This window comes from Massilia sp. Masssp94, from assembly GCF_059491305.1.
This window is the reverse complement of sequence record NZ_CP168501.1, coordinates 1,383,303-1,402,717: the sequence shown is the minus strand read 5'-3', so window position 1 is coordinate 1,402,717 and position 19,415 is coordinate 1,383,303. Positions and strand designations below refer to the sequence as shown.

Sequence of the window (19,415 nt, the reverse complement as noted above, 5' to 3'; positions counted from 1 at the left end):
GCGAACAAGCTCCAGTTGGGAATACAAAAGATGGGCAGTTGCCCATTTTTTTTTTGTTGAATCGTTTTAAGGGTCCGGCACCGGACCGTGGAGAACCTGTGCAGTTGTTTGATTTGATTGCCACGACAGTCAGCGGACTGGGCTACGACCTCGTCGATATCGAACGGGCCGAGCGAGGCATCCTGCGCGTGTTTATCGACTTCCCGGCGGCAGTGGCGGACGAAAAGGGACCGATCTCGGTCGAGGATTGCGCCACGGTGAGCCACCAGTTGTCGCACGTGCTGATGGTCGAAAACGTCGACTACGAGCGCCTGGAAGTGTCGTCGCCCGGACTGGACCGTCCGGTGCGCACCCTGGCCGACTTCGAACGCTTTGCCGGCAGCGAATGCACCGTCAAGCTGCACGTCGCGATGCCCGGCACCGCGAACCGCAAGACCTGGACGGGCATCCTGCATGCGCCGGAAGGTGACAAGATCGGGTTGGAATTTGAAAGCAAGGATGGTCCGGCGTTGCTCGAATTTACGCTGGCCGAACTGGACAAGGCACGCCTGGTGCCAAAGGTGGATTTTAGGAGTCGCAAAGCATGAGTCGCGAAATTTTGTTGTTGGTTGATGCGCTCGCGCGCGAAAAGAACGTCGATAAGGAAGTGGTCTTCGGGGCGCTTGAGTTCGCCCTGGCGCAAGCTACGAAAAAGCGCTACGAAGGCGAGGTCGACATTCGCGTGTCCATCGACCGCGACACGGGCGAATTCGAAACCTTCCGCCGCTGGCACGTCGTGCCGGACGAGGCCGGTCTGCAACTGCCGGACCAGGAAATCCTGCACTTCGAAGCCAAGGAACAGATTCCGGACATCGAAGTCGACGAGTACATCGAAGAGCCGATCGAGTCGGTCGAGTTCGGCCGCCGCTTCGCCCAGGACACGAAACAGGTCGTGCTGCAGCGCGTCCGCGACGCCGAGCGCGAGCAGATCCTGCAGGACTTCCTGGAGCGCGGCGACGCGCTGGTCACCGGCACCATCAAGCGCATGGAGCGCGGCGATGCGATCGTCGAATCGGGCAAGATCGAGGCGCGCCTGCCGCGCGACCAGATGATCCCGAAGGAAAACCTGCGCATCGGCGACCGCGTGCGTGCCTACATCCTGCGCGTGGACCGCAACATGCGCGGCCCGCAGGTGATCCTGTCGCGCACGGCACCGGAATTCATCATGAAACTGTTCGAACTCGAAGTTCCCGAGATCGAGCAGGGTCTGCTGCAGATCAAGTCGGCCGCCCGCGACCCGGGCGTCCGTGCGAAGATCGCTGTCTTTACCGCGGACAAGCGCATCGACCCGATCGGTACCTGCGTCGGCATGCGCGGTTCGCGCGTGCAGGCCGTGACCGGCGAGCTGGGCGGTGAGCGCGTGGACATCGTGCTGTGGTCGGAAGATCCGGCCCAGTTCGTGATCGGCGCGCTGGCTCCGGCCAACGTGTCGTCGATCATGGTGGATGAAGAGAAGCACGCGATGGACGTCGTCGTCGACGAGGAAAACCTCGCGATCGCGATCGGCCGTTCGGGCCAGAACGTACGCCTGGCGTCCGAGCTGACCGGCTGGAAGATCAACATCATGACCGCCGAAGAGTCGGCCAACAAGGCTGCCCAGGAAACCGCTGCCGTGCGCACGCTGTTCATGGAAAAGCTGGACGTGGACGAGGAAGTGGCGAACATCCTGGTCGAAGAAGGCTTCTCGAGCCTTGAAGAAGTCGCATACGTGCCCATCTCCGAAATGCTGGAGATCGAATCGTTCGACGAGGACACCGTCAATGAACTGCGCACCCGTGCACGCGACGCGCTGGTGACCGAGGCGATTGCTTCGGAAGAAGGTCTCGAGGGTATGGAAGAGGCGCTGGCCAACCTGGAAGGGATGGACCGCGCCACTGCCGGCAAGCTGGGCCTGGCCGGTATCAAGACCCTGGAGCAATTCGCGGGTCTGGCCTACGACGAGTTCAGCGCCATCCTGGCGCTCCCGACCGATCGTGCCCGTGAACTGATCAAGAACGAATTTAATGATGTGACCGACGATGAGATGAAACTGGTCGACGCCAAGTACGACGACCGGGCCAAGGCCCTCCAGGCAAAAGCCTGGAGCCAGGTCGAAACGGCCAAGGCATAAATGAGACGCGACAGACCGGAGCATATCGCTTTCCGGTCTTCGCGCTTTATTAAGCTAGCAAATTTCTTTATCATCTCGCGACACATAGAAAAGAGGACTGAATGGCGAGTAACAACGTAGCCCAATTTGCCACCGAACTGAAGATGCCTGCAGATTTGCTGCTGACGCAGCTGCGTTCTGCCGGCGTCGAGAAAAGTTCGACGTCAGACCCCTTGTCCAAGGATGATAAGGATAAGCTGCTGAACCATCTGCGCCGTACCCACGGTGCCGCCGAATCCGGCGAAAAGAAGAAGATCACGGTGACCCGCAAGGAAACCTCCGAGATCAAGCAGGCTGACGCCAGTGGCAAGTCGCGCACGATCCAGGTCGAAGTGCGCAAGAAACGCACTTTCGTGCAACGTGACGATCTCGTCACGCCGAAAGCGGCTGCCCAGCAGTCGCCGGTCGTCGACGCCGCCGAGCAGGCGCGTCGCGATGAAGAAGCGCGCCGTCAGGCAGAGCTGATCGCGCGCCAGGAAGCGGAACTGCGCGAGAAGCAGGAACGCCTGGCCAAGCTCGAATCCGAAAAGGCCGAGCAGGCCAAGGCGGCCGAAGAGCAGGCCAAGCGCGACGCGGAAGAGCGCGCCAAGCGCGAAGCCGCGGAAGCCGAGGCAGCCCGTGCCAACGAGGCGCAGAAAGCATCCCAGGCGTCGGCAGGTGCTGCCAACGCCGCCGAGGAAGCGAAGCGCGCCGCCGCCGAGGAAGCCAAGAAAGCGGCTGCCGAGGAAGCCAAGCGCAAGGCCGAAGAGGCCGCGAAGGAAGCCGCCGAACGCGCTGCCGCCACCGAGCGTGCACGCAAGGCCGTGGCCGACGAAGTTGCCCAGATCAAGGCGATGATGGCCCAGCCGCGCCGCGTGATCAAGGCGCCGGAAGTGGTGCCGGCTGCGAAACCGAAGGCGGCCGAACCGAGCACCCTGCACAAGCCGGCGACGGCTGCGAAACCGGCCGAAGCCAAGCCGGCCGACGGTGCGGGCGGCCGTGCCAAGCCGGGCGACAAGAAATCGATCAAGTCGGCCAACGTGGCCTCGACCTGGTCGGACGACAAGAAGCGCGGCGGTCCGAGCGGCGGTACGAAGGGTCGCGGCAACGCGGCGCCGACCGGCCGTGACGGCTGGCGTGCAGGCGGCGGCCGTGGCGGCCGTCGTGGCGGCCACGACGATCGCGAATCGAACTTCCAGGCCCCGACCGAAGCCATCGTCAAGGATGTCTACGTGCCGGAGACCATCACCGTCGCCGAACTGGCGCACAAGATGGCCGTCAAGGCATCGGAAGTCATCAAGCAGCTGATGAAGCTGGGCCAGATGTGCACCATCAACCAGGTGCTGGACCAGGAAACCGCGATGATCGTGGTGGAAGAGATGGGCCACAAGGCCTTCGCCGCCGCCGAGGACGATCCGGAAGCGCTGCTGGCCGACCACGGCGAGCATGCCGATTTCGAGTTGAAGCCGCGTGCGCCGGTCGTGACCGTCATGGGTCACGTCGACCACGGCAAGACCTCGCTGCTGGACTACATCCGCCGCGCCAAGGTGGCGGCGGGCGAAGCCGGCGGCATTACCCAGCACATCGGTGCTTACCACGTGGACACGCCGCGCGGCATGGTCACCTTCCTGGATACCCCGGGCCACGAGGCGTTCACCGCCATGCGTGCCCGTGGTGCCAAGGCGACCGACATCGTCATCCTCGTGGTGGCGGCCGACGACGGCGTGATGCCGCAGACCAAGGAAGCAATCGCTCACGCGAAAGCGGCCGGCGTTCCCCTGGTCGTGGCGATCAACAAGATCGACAAGCAGGGCGCGAATCCGGACCGCGTGACCCAGGAGCTGGTGGCTGAAGGCGTCGTGCCGGAAGAATACGGTGGCGAGTCGCCGTTCGTCCAGGTGTCGGCGAAAACCGGCCAGGGCATCGACGACCTGCTGGAAAACGTGCTGCTGCAGGCCGAAGTGCTGGAACTGAAGGCGCCGGTGGAATCGCTGGCCCGTGGCCTGGTGGTCGAAGCCCGCCTGGACAAGGGCCGCGGCCCGGTCGCCACCATCCTGGTGCAGTCGGGTACGCTGAAGCGCGGCGACGTCGTGCTGGCGGGATCGTCCTTCGGCCGCGTCCGTGCGATGCTGGACGAAAATGGCAAGTCGGTGGCCGAAGCCGGTCCGTCCTTCCCGGTCGAGATCCAGGGCCTGACCGAAGTCCCGAGCGCGGGCGAGGAAGTCATGGTCATGGCCGATGAACGCAAGGCGCGCGAAATCGCACTGTTCCGTCAAGGTAAATTCCGCGACGTGAAACTGGCCAAGCAGCAGGCAGCGAAGCTGGAGAACATTCTCGACCAGATGGGCGAAGGCGAAGTCAAGAACCTGCCGCTCATCGTCAAGACCGACGTCCAGGGTTCGCAGGAAGCGCTGGTCGGCTCGCTGCAGAAGCTGTCGACGTCGGAAGTGCGTGTGCAGATCGTGCACGCGGCCGTCGGCGGCATCACCGAGTCGGACGTCAACCTGGCAACCGCGTCGAAGGCAGTCATCATCGGCTTCAACGCCCGTGCCGACGCCCAGGCGCGCAAGCTGGCGGAAACGAACGGCGTCGACATCCGTTACTACAGCATCATTTACGATGCGATCGACGAGATCAAGACGGCACTGTCGGGCATGCTGGCACCGGAGAAGCGCGAGCACGTCACCGGCCAGGTGGAAATCCGCCAGGTCATCCTCGTGTCGAAAGTCGGCGCGATCGCGGGCTGCCTGGTCACGGACGGCGTCGTCAAGCGTACCTCGTCGGTCCGCCTGCTGCGCAACAACATCGTCGTGTGGACGGGCGAGATCGACTCGCTCAAGCGCTTCAAGGACGACGTCAAGGAAGTGCGTGCCGGTCTGGAGTGCGGTCTGTCGCTGAAGAACTACAACGATATCCAGGTGGGCGATACCCTGGAAGTCTTCGAAGTTCAGGAAGTGGCGCGTACGCTGTAATCACGGCCTTTGCCGATCGGAGTACCATTTGGGGCCAGGAGCTCGCGCCTTGCGGCGCGGGGCGACTGGCCCCAAATCATTTTTCGTCGTTCCCGCGCACGCGGGAATCCATGCTGAGCATATCGGGTTGCGCTGATGGCTCGATCGATACAGTGATCGAAGTCGATTGTTTTTCGATTTCTGAACGTCAGTATGGGTTCCCGCTTTCGCGGGAATGACGGGTGATAACAAGAATACACGGCAGTAAACGAATATGGCAAAACATAGCAAAAGCATTCCCCAGCGCGGTTTGCGCGTGGCCGACCAGATCCAGAAGGACCTGTCGGAACTGATCGCCTTCGAACTGAAGGACCCGCGCGTCGGCATGGTCACCATCAGCGAGGTCAAGCTGACCCCGGACTACGCGCACGCGAAGATCTATTTCACGCTGCTCAAGGACAGCCCGGAAGAGATCAAGCAGACGCTGGAAGGCCTGACCAAGGCGTCGGGCTACCTGCGCAACCTGCTCGGCAAGCGCCTGCACATCCACACGCTGCCGCAGTTGCACTTCGTGCACGACACGTCGACGAGCCGCGGCCTCGCGCTGTCGGCGCTGATCGACCAGGCGAACGCGACAAGAGCAAAAGACGATGTGGCCGACACCGGCCACATCGAAACTGATCGAGGGGTTACCGGCAACGACGTTGCCGAGGATTCCGAGTGAACGCACGTCCCCCGAAAAAGCCCCGCGACCTCGTCGACGGGGTGCTCCTCATCGACAAGCCGGTCGGCCTGTCGTCCAACGATGCGCTGATCAAGGCAAAGCGCGTCGTCAACGCGAAGAAGGCCGGCCACACCGGCACGCTGGACCCGTTCGCCACCGGCCTGCTGCCGCTGTGCTTCGGCGAGGCGACCAAGTTCTCGCAAGACCTGCTGGAAGCGGACAAGACGTATGACGCCGTCGTCCACCTCGGCATCACGACGACCACGGGCGACACCGAAGGCGAGGCCGTCGAGACGCGTCCCGTGAACGTCACGGTCGAGCAGATCGAAGCGGCGCTGGCGAAGTTCCGCGGCCCCATCCTGCAGATCCCGCCGATGTATTCGGCACTGAAGCGCGACGGCAAGGCGTTGTACCAGTACGCGCGCGAAGGGATCACGCTGGAACGCGAAGCGCGTCCCGTCACGATCCACAAGCTCGAGATGCTGGCGTACGACGCCCCGATGCTGACGATCCGCGTCACGTGCAGCAAGGGCACGTACGTGCGCGTGCTGGGCGAGGACATCGGTGCCGAACTCGGCTGCGGCGCGCACCTGAACGCGCTGCGCCGGATCCAGGTCGGCGCGCTGACGGTCGACGGCATGGTCACCCTGGAACAGTTGCAGGCGCACGACAATCCATTGTCGCTGCTGGCACCCGTCGATGCGCTGCTGTCGAGCTTCCCGCGCGTCGAGCTCACCCCCGAACTGGCCGCGCGCTTCCTCAACGGCCAGCGCCTCGCGCTGAACCGCGAGCCGGTGACGCTGCCGGAGACGCCGGGCAGGGTGCGTGTCTACCACGGCGATAAGCTGCTGGGCACGGCGATCCTGCAGGACTATGGCGTGCTGGCGCCGGAACGGCTGATCGCCCGGCCGCAAGGTTAACCGTTTGCTCTGGCGTCAACATTGCGCCAGAATCAAGAGATGCAAGCGACCGACTCCCTCCGCACCGAAGCGCAACTGGCCGGCCGGGCCACCGGCGCCATGTTCTTTTTCGTGTTCGGCGCCGTCTGGCTGGAAGGCTGGGCGACGCAGGCTCACGAGGGCGCCCCGGCATGTGCCGGCATCGCGTTCGTGGCCCTGGCCCTGCTGGCCGTCGCCTGGCGCCGTTACCGCCGCTACGCGCCCGCGCTGGCGCACGCGCAGGACACGCCGGAGCGGCGCCGCATGAAGCGTGTCTTCAACATCGTGAACGCGGCACAATGGACCGCCATCTTCGTCCTCGCGCAGGTGCTGGTCAACCTGGGCAAGGGCGCGTGGATCATCCCGATGGCCATCGCCATCATCGGCCTGCACTTCCTGCCGCTGGCCCATGTGTTCAGGAATCCGCCGCACTACGTGACGGGCGTGGCCATGGTCGCGTTCGCCGCGCTGTATCCGCGGCTGGCGAGCGGCGGCCCGGCGGCGCCGGTGGGTTTCCTCGGTGCCGGACTCATCCTGTGGCTCAGCGGCGCCTGGGCACTGCGCGCCTGACGTCATCGTCATTCAATATTTCGGCGTTATTCTGGCGATGCGGGCCGTTGCGGCGCAGCAGAGGCCTGTAAGCATGCTATACTAGTGGGTTCCGGAAGTCGAAAGTCTCGAGCTCTTCCGCCCATCACGCAACATTTCACTGTTGAAAACGCATATGTCAGACACCAAACGCGCGATTCGTAATATCGCAATCATCGCCCACGTTGACCACGGCAAGACCACCCTGGTGGACCAGCTGCTGCGCCAATCCGGCACTTTCCGTGAAAACCAGGCGGTCGACACCCGCGTGATGGACTCGAACGACCTCGAGAAAGAACGCGGCATTACGATTCTGTCGAAGAACTGCGCGGTCGAGTATGAAGGCACGCACATCAACATCGTCGACACCCCGGGCCACGCCGACTTCGGCGGCGAGGTCGAGCGCGTGCTGTCGATGGTCGACTCGGTGCTGCTGCTGGTGGACGCCCAGGAAGGCCCGATGCCGCAGACCCGCTTCGTCACGCGCAAGGCGCTGGCGCTGGGCCTGAAGCCGATCGTCGTCGTCAACAAGATCGACCGTCCGGGCGCGCGCGCCGACTGGGCGATCAACCAGACGTTCGAACTGTTCGACAAGCTGGGCGCCAACGACGAGCAGCTGGACTTCCCGATCGTCTACGCGTCGGGCCTGAACGGCTACGCCGGCATGGACGAAAGCGTGCGCGGCGGCGACATGAAGCCACTGTTCGACGCCATCCTGAAATACGTGCCGGTGCGTGACGACAACCCGGACGGCCCGCTGCAGATGCAGGTCACGTCGCTGGATTACTCGTCGTACGTCGGCAAGATTGGCATCGGCCGTATCAGCCGCGGCCGCGTCAAGGCCGGCCAGGACGTCGTCGTCATGAACGGCCCCGACTCGACCCCGATCAAGGGCCGCATCAACCAGGTGCTGAATTTCAAGGGCCTGGAGCGCGTGCTGGTCGATGAAGCCGTCGCCGGCGACATCGTGCTGATCAACGGTATCGAAGACATCGGCATCGGCTCGACCGTATGCGCACCGGACGTGCCGGAAGCGCTGCCGATGCTGACCGTCGACGAACCGACGCTGACGATGAACTTCATGGTCAACAATTCGCCGCTGGCCGGCCGCGAAGGCAAGTTCGTCACCAGCCGCCAGCTGCGCGAACGTCTCGAGCGCGAACTGAAGGCGAACGTCGCGCTGCGCGTGCTGCCGACGCCGGACGACACCGTGTTCGAAGTGTCGGGCCGCGGCGAGCTGCACCTGACCATCCTGCTGGAAAACATGCGCCGTGAAGGCTTCGAGCTCGCGGTGTCGCGTCCGCGCGTCGTGTACAAGGAAATCGACGGCGTCAAGTGCGAGCCGTACGAGAACCTGACCGTCGACGTCGAAGAAGTGAATCAGGGCGGCGTGATGGAAGAACTGGGCCGCCGCCGTGGCGACCTGCAGAACATGGAATCGGACGGCAAAGGCCGCGTCCGTCTGGAATACCGTATCCCGGCCCGTGGCCTGATCGGCTTCCAGGGCGACTTCATGACGCTGACCCGCGGTACGGGCCTGATGAGCCACGTGTTCGACGCCTACGCACCGGTGGACAACACCAAGGGCGAGCTGGCCGGCCGCCGCAACGGCGTGCTGATCTCGCAGGACGACGGCGCCGCCGTCGCCTATGCGATCTGGAAGCTGCAGGACCGCGGCCGCATGTTCGTCGAGCACAACACCCCGGTGTACGAAGGCATGATCATCGGCATCCACTCGCGCGACAACGACCTGGTCGTCAACCCGATCAAGGGCAAGCAGCTGACCAACGTGCGTTCGTCGGGTACCGATGAAGCCGTGCGCCTGGTGCCGCCGATCCAGATGTCGCTGGAATACGCCGTCGAGTTCATCGAGGACGACGAACTGGTCGAGATCACGCCGAAGAGCATCCGCCTGCGCAAGCGCCACCTGAAAGAGCACGAGCGCAAGAAGGCCAGCCGCGAAGCCGCATAAGCTTCACCGGCTCCAACGAAAAACCCGCTGTTCGCAGCGGGTTTTTTTATGGCTCGGGAATCCATCGATTTGGCTTCCCGGGCAAGGACAAAACGATGTGGTTATTGCATTGGAAGGAATAACATTATTTCCACTTAATTGACTTCCAATTAAGGCAAAAGCGGTCCCGACGCACCCGTCCCGATTGGCCACAAGCCGCAGAGGATCCGAAGCGGACGCGCGGGGAAGCCCGAAGAGATTCCGTCGATCACAATAACACTGGAGATACCATGAAACTGCTGAAACAACTGACCGTCGTTGCCGCCCTGTCCTCGATCGCTTCGTACGCATCGGCCCTGACCCCGATCGCCGATGCCGAACTGTCCAAGGTCTCGGGCCGTGACGGTGTGTCGATCGCCGCTGACCTGCATGTGAACATCGGTTCGTTCGTCTACACGGATACCGATACCGCGGGCGGCTCGGTGAGCTTCAACAACATCAAGATCGCCGGTGCCATCGCTGCAACCATCGACATCATCGACAACGCCACGTTCCAGGCCGACGCCAGCGCGGCGTCGGGCGCATCGAGCGTCCTGGGCGTGACCGGCGGTGCCGGCCTGGCCGCCTTCATGCCGGCGGGCGACGTCGTCAAGATCGCCATCCCGCTGATCGACACCAACAAGAACCTGAGCATGTCGGTCGACTCGATCAAGATGGGCAACTCGACCGCTTCCTACGGTTCGTTCGCGGCCAACGACATCAAGCTGCAAGGCACCACCGTCTACATCTGGGCGCACTAAGCGGCTCGGGTTGGGTGATGGACGGCCCGCGGGCTTGCCCCGGGCCGTTTTTTTGACCATTGTTTTTCCCTGGTTAGGCCATGCGCACCTTGCTCACTGCGTCCCTCGTGGCACTCTCGCTGTTGCCCTGCGCGGCATCGGCCCAGATGCGCCCGATGTCCGACACCGAACTGTCCACAGTCAGCGGCCAGGGCCTGTTCACGGTCAGTAATTCCAGCTACAGCGGTTTCGATTTCACGCGCATCGGCCTCGACGCCGACGTCACGCTGAACGCCAACCTCGCCAACATGCGCCTGGGCGAATACACGTACGCGCCGCGCAACGGGTCCGGCGCCGACCTCGACATCGGCGCGCTGCAGTTCGGCCGCACCGACGCTTCCGCGGCACAGCGGGTCGTGCAGATCACGAACCCCTATTTCGAATTCGTCTACAAGAACACCGCCACGGGCAGCGGCAGCCAGCGCGAGATCGTCGGCATGCGCCTCGGCTTCGACGGCATCTCCGGCGACATCGGCATGAAGATCGCCACGCTGTCCGGTTCCATGCGCATCGACGCGGGCGCCGCCGGCGTCATCGACAGCATGAACGACGCCGGCGGCGGCAAGCGCTGGGACGGCACGTGCACGGGCTGCACGCCGCTCGCCAACGTCGGCGGCGTCACGGCGGGCGATGCGAACGGTCCGAGCCGCGATTTCTGGATCGCGATCCTCAAGCAACCCGTGACATTCCAGGCCGCCGCCGGCATGCCCGCGCCGACCGAGGCACAGGCCGGCATCTGGCTGAACTGGCGCGACAGGCTGACCGCGCTGAACCTTACCGGCACCGTGCCGGCCAATAACACGGCGGGGCATTGATGCGCGCCGTCGCCGCTGCCATCCTGTTGTCCGCGCCGGTGCTGGCCGCGGCGCTCGAACCGCTGCCGGACAGCGCGCTCGCCAAGGTGGCGGGGCGCGACGGCATGAGTTTCAACCTGTCGAATTTCGCCATGTCGGGCAACGCCGAGCTGCGCTACTACGCGCCCGGCGGCGGCAGCGTCGGCATCGGCAACCTGGCCGCATCGCGTTCCGACAACACGGACGCGCCGTTCGCCGATCCGTACCGCCTCGACATCCTCGCGGGCGGCCCGGGCCGCGCCGACATCATCAACATCGCCTTTCCCGAGAACGCGGCCGGCCGCGAAGTCTGGCAGGTCGCCTACGACTTCGGCGTGAACGCCGGCGGCTTCGACGTCAGGAACGGCAGCGTGATCCTCAAGGATCTCGTGGTCTACGGCGGCGGCCTGCAGTGGTCGACGCCGGCCGTGGGCGACGGCCTCGCGTTCGGCCTCGCCACACGCATCGAGCTCGGGAGCCTGACGCTGGCGCCGAACGGACGCGAGGCGACGGGCGAGGCGATGGTGCTGTCCAACGTGAAGATCGGCGCGGCGACGGCGGACGGTTCCGCGCCCACGTCGCCGTGGCGCATTGCCGACGTGACGAGCCAGGCCGGCATCTTCAATGCGCGCACGGACGCGGCGGGTAATTCGAGCCTGCACATCGGCGTCAACTGGCCCGATGCGGGCCAGGCGGCACCGAGCGGCACGCTGCAGATCGGGAACATCGGCTTCCGCAGCGACGCGGGGGCGAACATGGACCTGGGCAGCTCGCGCATCGGATCCATCCAGTTGCAGTACCTCGACGTCAAGTTCCGCCAGTGAGCACGCGCCGACTCGTCCTCCTTGCCATCCTGTTGCTCTGCACGGCGCGGTGCGCGCTGGCGGGGCCGCAGCCGCTGGCCGATGAAGAGCTCGCGCAGGTGCGCGGCGCCGACGGCGTCAGCTTCGCCGTGCGCCTGCAACTGAACCGTCCGGGCGACGGCAGTGTGGGCGACAGCCGCCTGACCATCGGCCAGACGGTCGACGGCCGCACGACGTACACGGTCCTGAAAAACATCGGGGGCGTGATCCAGATGGTGGGCCTGAACATCAGCCCGCAGACGGCTGCGGACGGCACGAACTATCTCGCCTTGACGCTACCTGCGTGGACGAAGTTCACGGACACCGGCTTCGATTCGCTTAGCGTGCAGGCCGACCCGCGCGGGCCCGTCACGCAGAGCCTGGGGCAGGTCACCCTGAACGGCGAATTGCAGATGCAGGGCCAGCTGCGCCTGTGGTCCCATTGACGGCCGCTTGTCCGTGGGCGTTCAGCCGGTCCTGCTGGAATTCGCCGGGCGCCTTGCCGAACCAGCGCAGGCAGGCGCGGTGGAAGGCGCTGGGGTCGGCGAAACCCAGCTTGTAGCTGAGGTTCTTGACGCTGATGCGGTCGCTGCCCAGGTATTGCTGCGCAATCGTGCGGCGCACCTCGTCGACGAGCGTGGAAAAGTCGGTGCCTTCGTTCGCAAGACGGCGCTGCAGGGTGCGCTCGCTGATCGCGAGGCGCCGCGCGACGGCATCGCGCAATGCGCCGCCCTGGTCGATCATCGCCGGCAGCAGTTCGCGCACGCGCGCGGCCACGCTCGTGCGCTCGGCCTGCGCGAGGCGTTCGTCGAGCAGGCGGAACAGGCCTTCCGCCGCGAGCGGGTTCGCGGTCGGAATCGGCGCCGTGATGTCGGCATTGGCGAATTCGACCGCGTTCGCGGGCGCGCCGAAACGCACGGGGCACCCATACTTTCGCACGTACGGCGCCGTGTCGAGCGGGGCCGGATACGCGTATTCGACGAGCGCCGGCTTCAGGTCGGGCTTGCTGCCGACGAAGCGCAACGTCGCCAGCAGCAGGTTCCAGGTGAAGTCGTAGCGCGCCTGCGGCACGGCGCGCGCGCCGCCGACGAGGTTCAGGCCCACGCGCACGCGGTCCGCCTTCGGCTCGATGGTGGCGCGCACGACGGGCGACACGAGCGGCATGTAGCGCGTCAGGCTGTCCGCGGCCTGGCGCAGGGTGGGGGAGGCGAGCATCAAATGGCCCAGCACGCCGAGCCAGCTGAGCGGGTCGGGGGCGAACACGCGAAAGCCGATGAGCGCATCGCCGCTGGCGGCCGCGAGGCTCTCCCACAGGATGCTGAACTGGTCGGACAACGCGAGCAGGTCGGCCGCGCGCTGTCCCTGCGCGCCGTGCTCGAACCATTCGAGGCCGGCCCTGGCGAACAGGGCGTCGACGTCGATGCCCTCGGCGCCGAGGCAGGCCTTGATGCGCTGTACCACGTCCGTGGCGGACAGGTACTTCACGCTGGCGACCGCGTACGTGCGGACGCGTCCTGCGCTGGTCTCATGCTTGGTCTCCTGACTCATTTATCGAGTGGCCGCGGGTTCTTGTGCCCGGGTGTGTTTTTTATTATGTGTGCATGCGAAATCGCAACGCTTCGGAAAATGATCCCGTGTTTATCAAAAAACGATCATTTTAGGCAGGCAAGATTTTCAATTTGACGCGGCGCAAACGCGGTGTTGCCTGCCGGAATCAGGAGCGCGCCTGCTGGCGTGCCCGAGCGGGCGTGATGCCGTACGCGGCCGCGAAACAGGCCGTCATGTGACTCTGGCTGTTGAACCCGCATTGCGCCGCAACACGGGCGATCGAGAAGCTGGTCCGGGTCAGTAATTCATGCACCCGTTCGAGGCGTAAACGCAACACATAGCGGTGCGGCGTCATCCCCATCGCTTCCTGGAAGATGCGGCGGAAGTGCGATTCCGACACTCCCGCGCGCTCGGCCAGTTCGGCATTGGACAGCTCGCTCGACAGGTTCTGGCCGATCCATTCCAGCACGCCCTGCAGGCGGCCCAGCTGGAGGGCGTCCGGGGGAAGGTGGCGGCCCGTCTTGCCTTCCAGCACGCGGCACGCCTGCTCGATCATCAGGGAACAGGCCCGCTCCACGAAGCCCGTGTTCGGCGTGCTGGTGCGGGAAACTTCCGCCAGCAGTTGCTGGGCGGCCGCATGCACGAGCGGGTCGGAGAACATGGGCGACTTGGCGCGCGCGGCAAGCAGGCGCTGCAGGTGGCGCACCATCTCGTGCTCCGGGTCGAGGAAGTGGAACATCGCCATGTCGATCGCGCCGAAGAACGACCAGCGGCTCGCGAAGCCGGGCTGGAACACGGTCGCGGCACCCGCCAGGAAATCGAACGAACGGCCCGGACTGCGCCCGGCCGTGGCGCGCGCGCCACCGAGGTGGCAGGCCAGCACCATCGAATCGAGCGGCGGCACTTCGCAGCCGCCCAGCTGGAAGATGTAGCGCTCCGCGCGCAGCGGTACGCCGCCGATCTCCACGCTGGTGACCGGCTCGCCCAATGCATTGCTGATCCTGTCCCAAGTGTGCACGGTGCCTCAATGAATGAGCGGTTTTTTATAAAAACGATAGCGTTTTATAACATCCGTCAGCCGTGGCTGCATCCAAAATATAGAAAAAGTGCAATAAACGTGGCCAAAACACCACGTTGGGCTGCATGAAAAATCCGCCACCCGGACGCCATGAATGCGCACGGAGCCGGGCCACAAGGGGCCGCATGAAGCGCCCCAGGGAGACATCATGTACACATTCCTGCTGGGGATCCTCGCGGTCCTCGTGGGCGGCGGCGGCGTGCTGGCCAGGCACGACGTGCAGGACCGTCCGCTCGACCATTTCGACCTGCCGACGACCATGTCCGTGGCCGCCGCCGGCATTCCGAACGTTTCGATGGAGCCGTTCTCCGAGCTCAAGTACAAGAACATCGTCCACCAGGCCTACGACTACAGCTGCGGCTCCGCCGCGCTCGTCACGATCCTCAAGTACCACCTGGGCATCGACGTCACCGAGCAGCAGTCGATGGAAGGCATGATGGCCTTCGGCGAGAAGGACAAGATCATCGAGCGGCGCGGCTTTTCCCTGCTCGACATGAAGCGCTACCTCGCCTCGATCGACGTGCAGAGCGCGGGCTTCCACGCCGAGATGGCGGACCTGCTCGCGCTCGACGCGCCGGGCATCGTGCCGATCGACTACGCCGGCTTCAAGCACTTCGTCGTGCTGCGCGGCGTGCGCGGCGGCCTCGTGTTCCTGGCCGACCCCTCGGCCGGCAACATCACGTTCTCGGTCGAGGAATTCGCCACGCTGTGGGACCGCAACACGCTGTTCATCGCCTACCCGCCGAAGAACCGTCCGCCCGCATTGAAGCTCGCGCTGGCCGACGACGAACTGGGCGTGGTCGACATGGACCGCATCCGCGACCGCGGCCTGCAGCGCCCCATCGACACGCAGGTGGCGAACGAACGCCTGCTGAACGGTTTCGGCGGCATCTCGATTCGCAAACACTAGACCCACCACGAAGGACCACCATGAAGATTTCCACTATGTCGGCGTGCGCGCCGGCGCTGGCCTGCGCCCTCCTGCTCGCCCAGATGCCGGCGCAGGCCCAGGACCCGGCGACCTCGGAAGCCGTGCGCGACGCGCTGGCGAAGAAGGAGGGCGATGCCGACAACACGACGCTGCTGAAGGAAACGCTGACCGCGGTGGACAAGCAGTACTCGCTGATCCGCAAGGGCAAGGTGCAGCTGAACTACGAGCTGGGCTACACCTACATCGGCCAGGAAAAGATCAACACCGACCTGTCGTCCGGCACGGCCACGCTGTTCTCGATCGAGAACACGAACTCGCACACGATCACCAACACGATCATGGCGGACTACGGCGTGCGCAACAACCTGACCGCCAACGTCACGCTGCCCCTGATCAGCCGCTACTCCGATTCCGGCGGCTTCTCGGGCGTCTCGCACACGATCGGCGACGTGGGCCTGGGCGTGCGCTGGCAGCCGCAGGAGGTCAAGCGCGACGAGGTCGCGTACACGTTCACGGGCAACGTGCGCCTCGCGACGGGCACCAGTCCGTACAAGGTCGACGTGCAGAAGGGCGTGGCCACCGGCTCCGGCGTCAACACCTTCAACATCGGCGCCAACATGACGCGCATCGTCGATCCGGTCGCGCTGTTCGGCTCCTTCAACATGGGCTACAGCCTCGCCGCGAAACACCTGAGCCAGCAAATGTACGGCGCCACGCTGCGCGAAGTGAAGCCGGGCGCCAGCTTCGGCTTCGGCCTCGGCTTCGCGTACGCGCTGTCGTACAAGATCACGACGTCGTTCTCGTTCCAGGAATCGATCCAGGCCCGCTCCACGCTCACGTTCGACAACGGCAACAAGGCGCACACGCAGACGCAGAGCGCGGGCATCCTGGCGATCGGCGCGGGCTATCGCATGTCGCCCAAGACCACCGTCAACGTGACGGTCGGCGCCGGCCTCACGGCGGCCGCGCCGAACCTGTCGCTCACCATGAGCCTGCCGTTGTCGCTGTGAGGCCGTGCCCATGAACGCCGCGCCGTCACCGATCGTTCTGCTCGCCGCGGCCGGCCTGGCCGCGGCGCTGGCGCCGGTCGCCCATGCCGGCGTCACCGACAACCTCGTCACGAGCCCCACCGCGATGGCGATGGGGAATGCGGTGACGGCCGACCCGCCCGGGATCGAATCGATCCACTTCAACCCGGCCGGTCTCGCGCGCCTGGAAGGCACGCATCACATCGATTCCGTGTTCGTGGCGACGATCCGCAACCCGAACCGGTTCGTGTCCGCGCCCGACCTCGACATCGGCGGCTTCAAGGACGATCCGATCAACGGCAAGTCGAGCGGCCCGGTGCGCCAGGCCCTCTACATCCCGTTCTACGGCGTCCCCAAGGCGCGCCTGCCGGGCGTGCTGGTGCCGAGCATGGGCATGTCGTACAACGCGCCCGGTTCGCGCTGGACGTTCGGCACGAACGTCTACCTGGCGGCGGCGATGAGTATCGACCGCACCAAGGACCCGGACGATCCCGCGCGCTTCGACGGCCGCCTCGTCCAGCTGCAGCGTCTCGTCTACCTGTCGCCGGCGGCCGCGTACAAGGTGTCGGACACGCTGAAGATCGGCATCTCGGTGCCGATCGCGTATTCCGCGTTCGCCATCAACACCGACTTCCGCGCGCCCAACAAGCTGCTTGGCACCGTCGGCCAGCTGCAGAAGGCCGTCTGCCCGGACGGCAACGGCACCGTGATCGACACGCTGACGTTCGGCCTGTGCGGCGGCGGTCCGGAAGGGATGGTCAATCCGTTCAAGCGCGCCGCGAACATCGACTTCGATCTGCGTGCGTCGTTCGACCCGACGGTCAACATCGGCGTGCTGTGGGAACCGAAAAAATGGTTCGCGCTGGGTCTCGTGTACCAGGGCGGCGCGCGTACGACCTACACCGGTTCGTACACGTTCCACAGCGACCCGATGCTGCGCAGCTTCGTGCGCGGTCTGAATTCTAGCCTGCTCGGGCCGATCGTCGGCGCCGTCACCGGCATGCCGCAGGACATACCCGAATACCAGTCGGGGAACATGACGGCGCAGATCCCGTTCCCGTGGCGCGTGCAGGCCGGCATGAAGCTGATGCTGACGGATTACGTGCAGCTGAACGCGGACGTCAGCTACGCCGACTGGTCCCAGTGGAACGAGCTGACGTTCCAGTTCGACCGCAGCGTCAAGCTGCTCGAGATGGCGCGCCTGTTCGGCTATGCGAATTCGAGCCAGGCCACGTTCAAGATGGGTTTCAGGAGCGTCGTCAACTACAGCTTCGGCACGCAGCTGAACCTGACGAAGAAGCTCGCGCTGCGCTTCGGCTACGAGCCGCGCAAGAGCTCCATCCCGGGCAACCAGATGAGTCTTCTCGCGCCGCTGCCGGACACGAAACTCAGGAGCGTCGGCCTGCGCTACCGCTTCGATGACGGCGGGGAACTCAACCTGACGGGCAGCTACATGAAGGGGACGTACGACATCCCCGCGCGCAGCGACTGCAATCTGAATTGCGACAATTTCTTCAACCTGATCTACAACCCTTACGCGGCCACCAACGTGTCCGGCAGCCTGATCGTGAAATACGCGGGCGCCTCGTACACGCGGCCGTTCTGACTGGAGACGACGATGTTGCGAACGATGTGGATGACGATGGCGCTCGGTGCGGGCGTGGGCCTGGCCGCGGGCGCGCACGCGGAGGGCATCACCGGCGTGCCCCCCGCCAAGCAGGCGCTCGTGCAGCGCGTGCTGGACAAGATGGGACTGGAATCCGTCGGCCTGCAGATGCTGCAGGCGCCGGTGGCCGACATGCTGCGGCAGTCGCGCGTCGTCGTGCAGAGCCGCGTCCCGGCCGACAAGCAGGACGCGACGATGAAGGACATCACGGCGGAGGCGACGAAGTTCGTCGAGCAGGAATCCGCGGGCCTGCGCACGAGCACGCGCGCGATCGTGCAGTCCAGCGTGGCGCCGCTGCTCGCGCAGAAGTTCAGCGAGGACGAGCTGAAACAGCTGGCGGGCATCCTCGAATCGCCCGTGCTGGCGAAGTTCGAGAGCGTCGTGCCGGAGATGAAGAAGGCCGTCGGCGAAAACGTGGCCAAGGCCAACGCGGCGCAGATCCAGCCGAAGATGACGGCGCTGCAGAACCGCGTGGGCCTGAAGCTGCGCGCGGCCGTCGGGCAGTGATGACCACACCATGAGGAGGCGGGGATGAGCGACTGGATGACACGCAGTACCAACAGGTCCCGGCTGGGCCAGATCCTGATCGAGAAGAAGCTGATCTCGCAGGACCAGCTGGACGCGGCGATCCGCGCGCAGGAACAGAGCGGACGCCGGCTGGGCGAGATCCTGGCCGACATGAAGCTGATCACGCAGGCGCAGGTGCGCGGCGCCGTGCGGCGCCAGCGCAGCCTGCGCATGGCGGCGGCGCTGGCGACCGCATTGCTCGGGCCTTTGCACGCCTACGCGGCGGTGGCGGCGACGCCGGCGGCGGCTGTCTCCACGCGCCTTGGCGGCGAAAGCGGGCGCGAATTCGGCCGCGGCATGCGTGCGCTGTCGGATGAGGAACTTGGGGAGGTAGTCGCCCAGGGTCGCAAGGAGGATCAACTGGGCGATGCGCTGCGTGACCAGGCCCGCCAGGCGGAACTGCGCCTGATCGCCATGGCGGCGCAGGGCGGCCAGCATGGGGTGCGGACCGCCGTGCAGCACGCGCTGCCGAACGACGGCGTGCGCGTGCTGGGCGAACTGGCGACGGTGTTCAATCCGCTCGCGCTGCTGCTGTCGGCCGACACGACGGTGCGCGACGTCAGCTACGACCCGGCCAATTCGCATGCGACCGTGAACAAGGACGGCTCCATCACCTTGCGCCTGCCCAGCACGATCGGCGAGATCAGCTTCCGCAACATCCGCGTGGGCAGCCATCCGGGGCCGACGTTCGGCAGCATCGAGATCCACGACATCGACCTGCGCGGGACGACGATCAGCGTGAAGCCGATCGGGCACTGAAACGA

General features: G+C 65.2%; 18 protein-coding genes. 16 read left to right on the top strand and 2 right to left on the bottom strand.

Features of this window, described 5'->3' with window-relative positions:
- The first annotated feature begins 98 nt into the window (after window positions 1-98).
- The 11 genes from rimP to ACEN9G_RS06015 all read left to right on the top strand — a co-directional run bounded on the left by rimP (window position 99) and on the right by ACEN9G_RS06015 (window position 12,279).
- On the top strand, window positions 99-587 hold the full coding sequence (gene rimP / locus ACEN9G_RS06065) for a ribosome maturation factor RimP (RefSeq protein ID WP_483126494.1): 489 nt from the start codon (window positions 99-101) through the stop codon (window positions 585-587).
- Window positions 584-2,149 carry a transcription termination factor NusA gene (gene nusA / locus ACEN9G_RS06060; protein ID WP_413340091.1) on the top strand — a complete coding sequence of 522 codons (1,566 nt, stop codon included), beginning with the start codon at window positions 584-586 and terminating at the stop codon, window positions 2,147-2,149. Before rimP ends, nusA begins: the two co-directional genes overlap by 4 nt.
- Window positions 2,150-2,250: 101 nt before the next feature.
- On the top strand, window positions 2,251-5,139 hold the full coding sequence (infB, locus tag ACEN9G_RS06055; RefSeq protein ID WP_413340093.1) for a translation initiation factor IF-2: 2,889 nt from the start codon (window positions 2,251-2,253) through the stop codon (window positions 5,137-5,139).
- A gap of 253 nt (window positions 5,140-5,392) precedes the next feature.
- The gene (gene rbfA, locus ACEN9G_RS06050) at window positions 5,393-5,842 is read left to right on the top strand and encodes a 30S ribosome-binding factor RbfA (protein WP_259448932.1); all 450 of its coding nucleotides are present in this window, start codon (window positions 5,393-5,395) and stop codon (window positions 5,840-5,842) included.
- Window positions 5,839-6,762 carry a tRNA pseudouridine(55) synthase TruB gene (truB, locus tag ACEN9G_RS06045; protein WP_413340095.1) on the top strand — a complete coding sequence of 308 codons (924 nt, stop codon included), beginning with the start codon at window positions 5,839-5,841 and terminating at the stop codon, window positions 6,760-6,762. Before rbfA ends, truB begins: the two co-directional genes overlap by 4 nt.
- A gap of 39 nt (window positions 6,763-6,801) precedes the next feature.
- Entirely contained in the window at window positions 6,802-7,350 is a 549-nt protein-coding gene (locus tag ACEN9G_RS06040; protein ID WP_413340097.1) for a hypothetical protein, read from the top strand.
- A gap of 154 nt (window positions 7,351-7,504) precedes the next feature.
- Window positions 7,505-9,340 (top strand): translational GTPase TypA, encoded by a 1,836-nt coding sequence (gene typA, locus ACEN9G_RS06035; RefSeq protein WP_413340098.1) that lies wholly within the window; start codon window positions 7,505-7,507, stop codon window positions 9,338-9,340.
- 269 nt (window positions 9,341-9,609) lie between these two features.
- Entirely contained in the window at window positions 9,610-10,119 is a 510-nt protein-coding gene (locus tag ACEN9G_RS06030; RefSeq protein ID WP_371763683.1) for a DUF6160 family protein, read from the top strand.
- A gap of 80 nt (window positions 10,120-10,199) precedes the next feature.
- Window positions 10,200-10,973: a hypothetical protein gene (locus ACEN9G_RS06025; RefSeq protein ID WP_413340100.1), complete on the top strand. Its 774-nt coding sequence runs from the start codon at window positions 10,200-10,202 to the stop codon at window positions 10,971-10,973.
- The gene (locus ACEN9G_RS06020) at window positions 10,973-11,815 is read left to right on the top strand and encodes a hypothetical protein (protein WP_483126493.1); all 843 of its coding nucleotides are present in this window, start codon (window positions 10,973-10,975) and stop codon (window positions 11,813-11,815) included. Before ACEN9G_RS06025 ends, ACEN9G_RS06020 begins: the two co-directional genes overlap by 1 nt.
- Window positions 11,812-12,279, top strand: coding sequence for a hypothetical protein (locus ACEN9G_RS06015; RefSeq protein WP_413340104.1), 468 nt, complete (start codon window positions 11,812-11,814; stop codon window positions 12,277-12,279). Before ACEN9G_RS06020 ends, ACEN9G_RS06015 begins: the two co-directional genes overlap by 4 nt.
- Here ACEN9G_RS06015 and ACEN9G_RS06010 read toward each other — a convergent pair.
- Window positions 12,224-13,381 (bottom strand): AraC family transcriptional regulator, encoded by a 1,158-nt coding sequence (locus tag ACEN9G_RS06010; protein WP_483126492.1) that lies wholly within the window; start codon window positions 13,379-13,381, stop codon window positions 12,224-12,226. The genes ACEN9G_RS06015 and ACEN9G_RS06010 overlap by 56 nt on opposite strands.
- A 166-nt stretch (window positions 13,382-13,547) precedes the next feature.
- On the bottom strand, window positions 13,548-14,399 hold the full coding sequence (locus ACEN9G_RS06005; RefSeq protein WP_156403644.1) for a helix-turn-helix domain-containing protein: 852 nt from the start codon (window positions 14,397-14,399) through the stop codon (window positions 13,548-13,550).
- A gap of 208 nt (window positions 14,400-14,607) precedes the next feature.
- Between ACEN9G_RS06005 and ACEN9G_RS06000 the strand changes: the two genes are divergently transcribed.
- The 5 genes from ACEN9G_RS06000 to ACEN9G_RS05980 are packed head-to-tail and all read left to right on the top strand — an operon-like array spanning window position 14,608 to window position 19,410.
- The gene (locus ACEN9G_RS06000) at window positions 14,608-15,369 is read left to right on the top strand and encodes a C39 family peptidase (protein ID WP_413342833.1); all 762 of its coding nucleotides are present in this window, start codon (window positions 14,608-14,610) and stop codon (window positions 15,367-15,369) included.
- Between the two features lie 20 nt (window positions 15,370-15,389).
- Window positions 15,390-16,400: a transporter gene (locus ACEN9G_RS05995; protein WP_413342831.1), complete on the top strand. Its 1,011-nt coding sequence runs from the start codon at window positions 15,390-15,392 to the stop codon at window positions 16,398-16,400.
- A gap of 10 nt (window positions 16,401-16,410) precedes the next feature.
- Window positions 16,411-18,024 (top strand): OmpP1/FadL family transporter, encoded by a 1,614-nt coding sequence (locus tag ACEN9G_RS05990; protein ID WP_413342829.1) that lies wholly within the window; start codon window positions 16,411-16,413, stop codon window positions 18,022-18,024.
- Window positions 18,025-18,036: 12 nt separating this feature from the next.
- Window positions 18,037-18,591, top strand: coding sequence for a DUF2059 domain-containing protein (locus tag ACEN9G_RS05985; RefSeq protein WP_413342827.1), 555 nt, complete (start codon window positions 18,037-18,039; stop codon window positions 18,589-18,591).
- A gap of 36 nt (window positions 18,592-18,627) precedes the next feature.
- Window positions 18,628-19,410 carry a cyclic di-GMP-binding domain-containing protein, MshE-related gene (locus tag ACEN9G_RS05980; RefSeq protein ID WP_483126491.1) on the top strand — a complete coding sequence of 261 codons (783 nt, stop codon included), beginning with the start codon at window positions 18,628-18,630 and terminating at the stop codon, window positions 19,408-19,410.
- Window positions 19,411-19,415 lie beyond the last annotated feature (5 nt).

Coding starts and splice junctions, on each gene's coding strand:
- nusA (WP_413340091.1), top strand. CDS start 584: ATGAGTCGCGAAATTTTGTTGTTGGTTGATGCGCTCGCGCGCGAAAAG.
- infB (WP_413340093.1), top strand. CDS start 2,251: ATGGCGAGTAACAACGTAGCCCAATTTGCCACCGAACTGAAGATGCCT.
- rbfA (WP_259448932.1), top strand. CDS start 5,393: ATGGCAAAACATAGCAAAAGCATTCCCCAGCGCGGTTTGCGCGTGGCC.
- ACEN9G_RS06040 (WP_413340097.1), top strand. CDS start 6,802: ATGCAAGCGACCGACTCCCTCCGCACCGAAGCGCAACTGGCCGGCCGG.
- typA (WP_413340098.1), top strand. CDS start 7,505: ATGTCAGACACCAAACGCGCGATTCGTAATATCGCAATCATCGCCCAC.
- ACEN9G_RS06030 (WP_371763683.1), top strand. CDS start 9,610: ATGAAACTGCTGAAACAACTGACCGTCGTTGCCGCCCTGTCCTCGATC.
- ACEN9G_RS06025 (WP_413340100.1), top strand. CDS start 10,200: ATGCGCACCTTGCTCACTGCGTCCCTCGTGGCACTCTCGCTGTTGCCC.
- ACEN9G_RS06020 (WP_483126493.1), top strand. CDS start 10,973: ATGCGCGCCGTCGCCGCTGCCATCCTGTTGTCCGCGCCGGTGCTGGCC.
- ACEN9G_RS06010 (WP_483126492.1), bottom strand. CDS start 13,381: ATGAGTCAGGAGACCAAGCATGAGACCAGCGCAGGACGCGTCCGCACG.
- ACEN9G_RS06000 (WP_413342833.1), top strand. CDS start 14,608: ATGTACACATTCCTGCTGGGGATCCTCGCGGTCCTCGTGGGCGGCGGC.
- ACEN9G_RS05995 (WP_413342831.1), top strand. CDS start 15,390: ATGAAGATTTCCACTATGTCGGCGTGCGCGCCGGCGCTGGCCTGCGCC.
- ACEN9G_RS05990 (WP_413342829.1), top strand. CDS start 16,411: ATGAACGCCGCGCCGTCACCGATCGTTCTGCTCGCCGCGGCCGGCCTG.
- ACEN9G_RS05985 (WP_413342827.1), top strand. CDS start 18,037: ATGTTGCGAACGATGTGGATGACGATGGCGCTCGGTGCGGGCGTGGGC.
- ACEN9G_RS05980 (WP_483126491.1), top strand. CDS start 18,628: ATGACACGCAGTACCAACAGGTCCCGGCTGGGCCAGATCCTGATCGAG.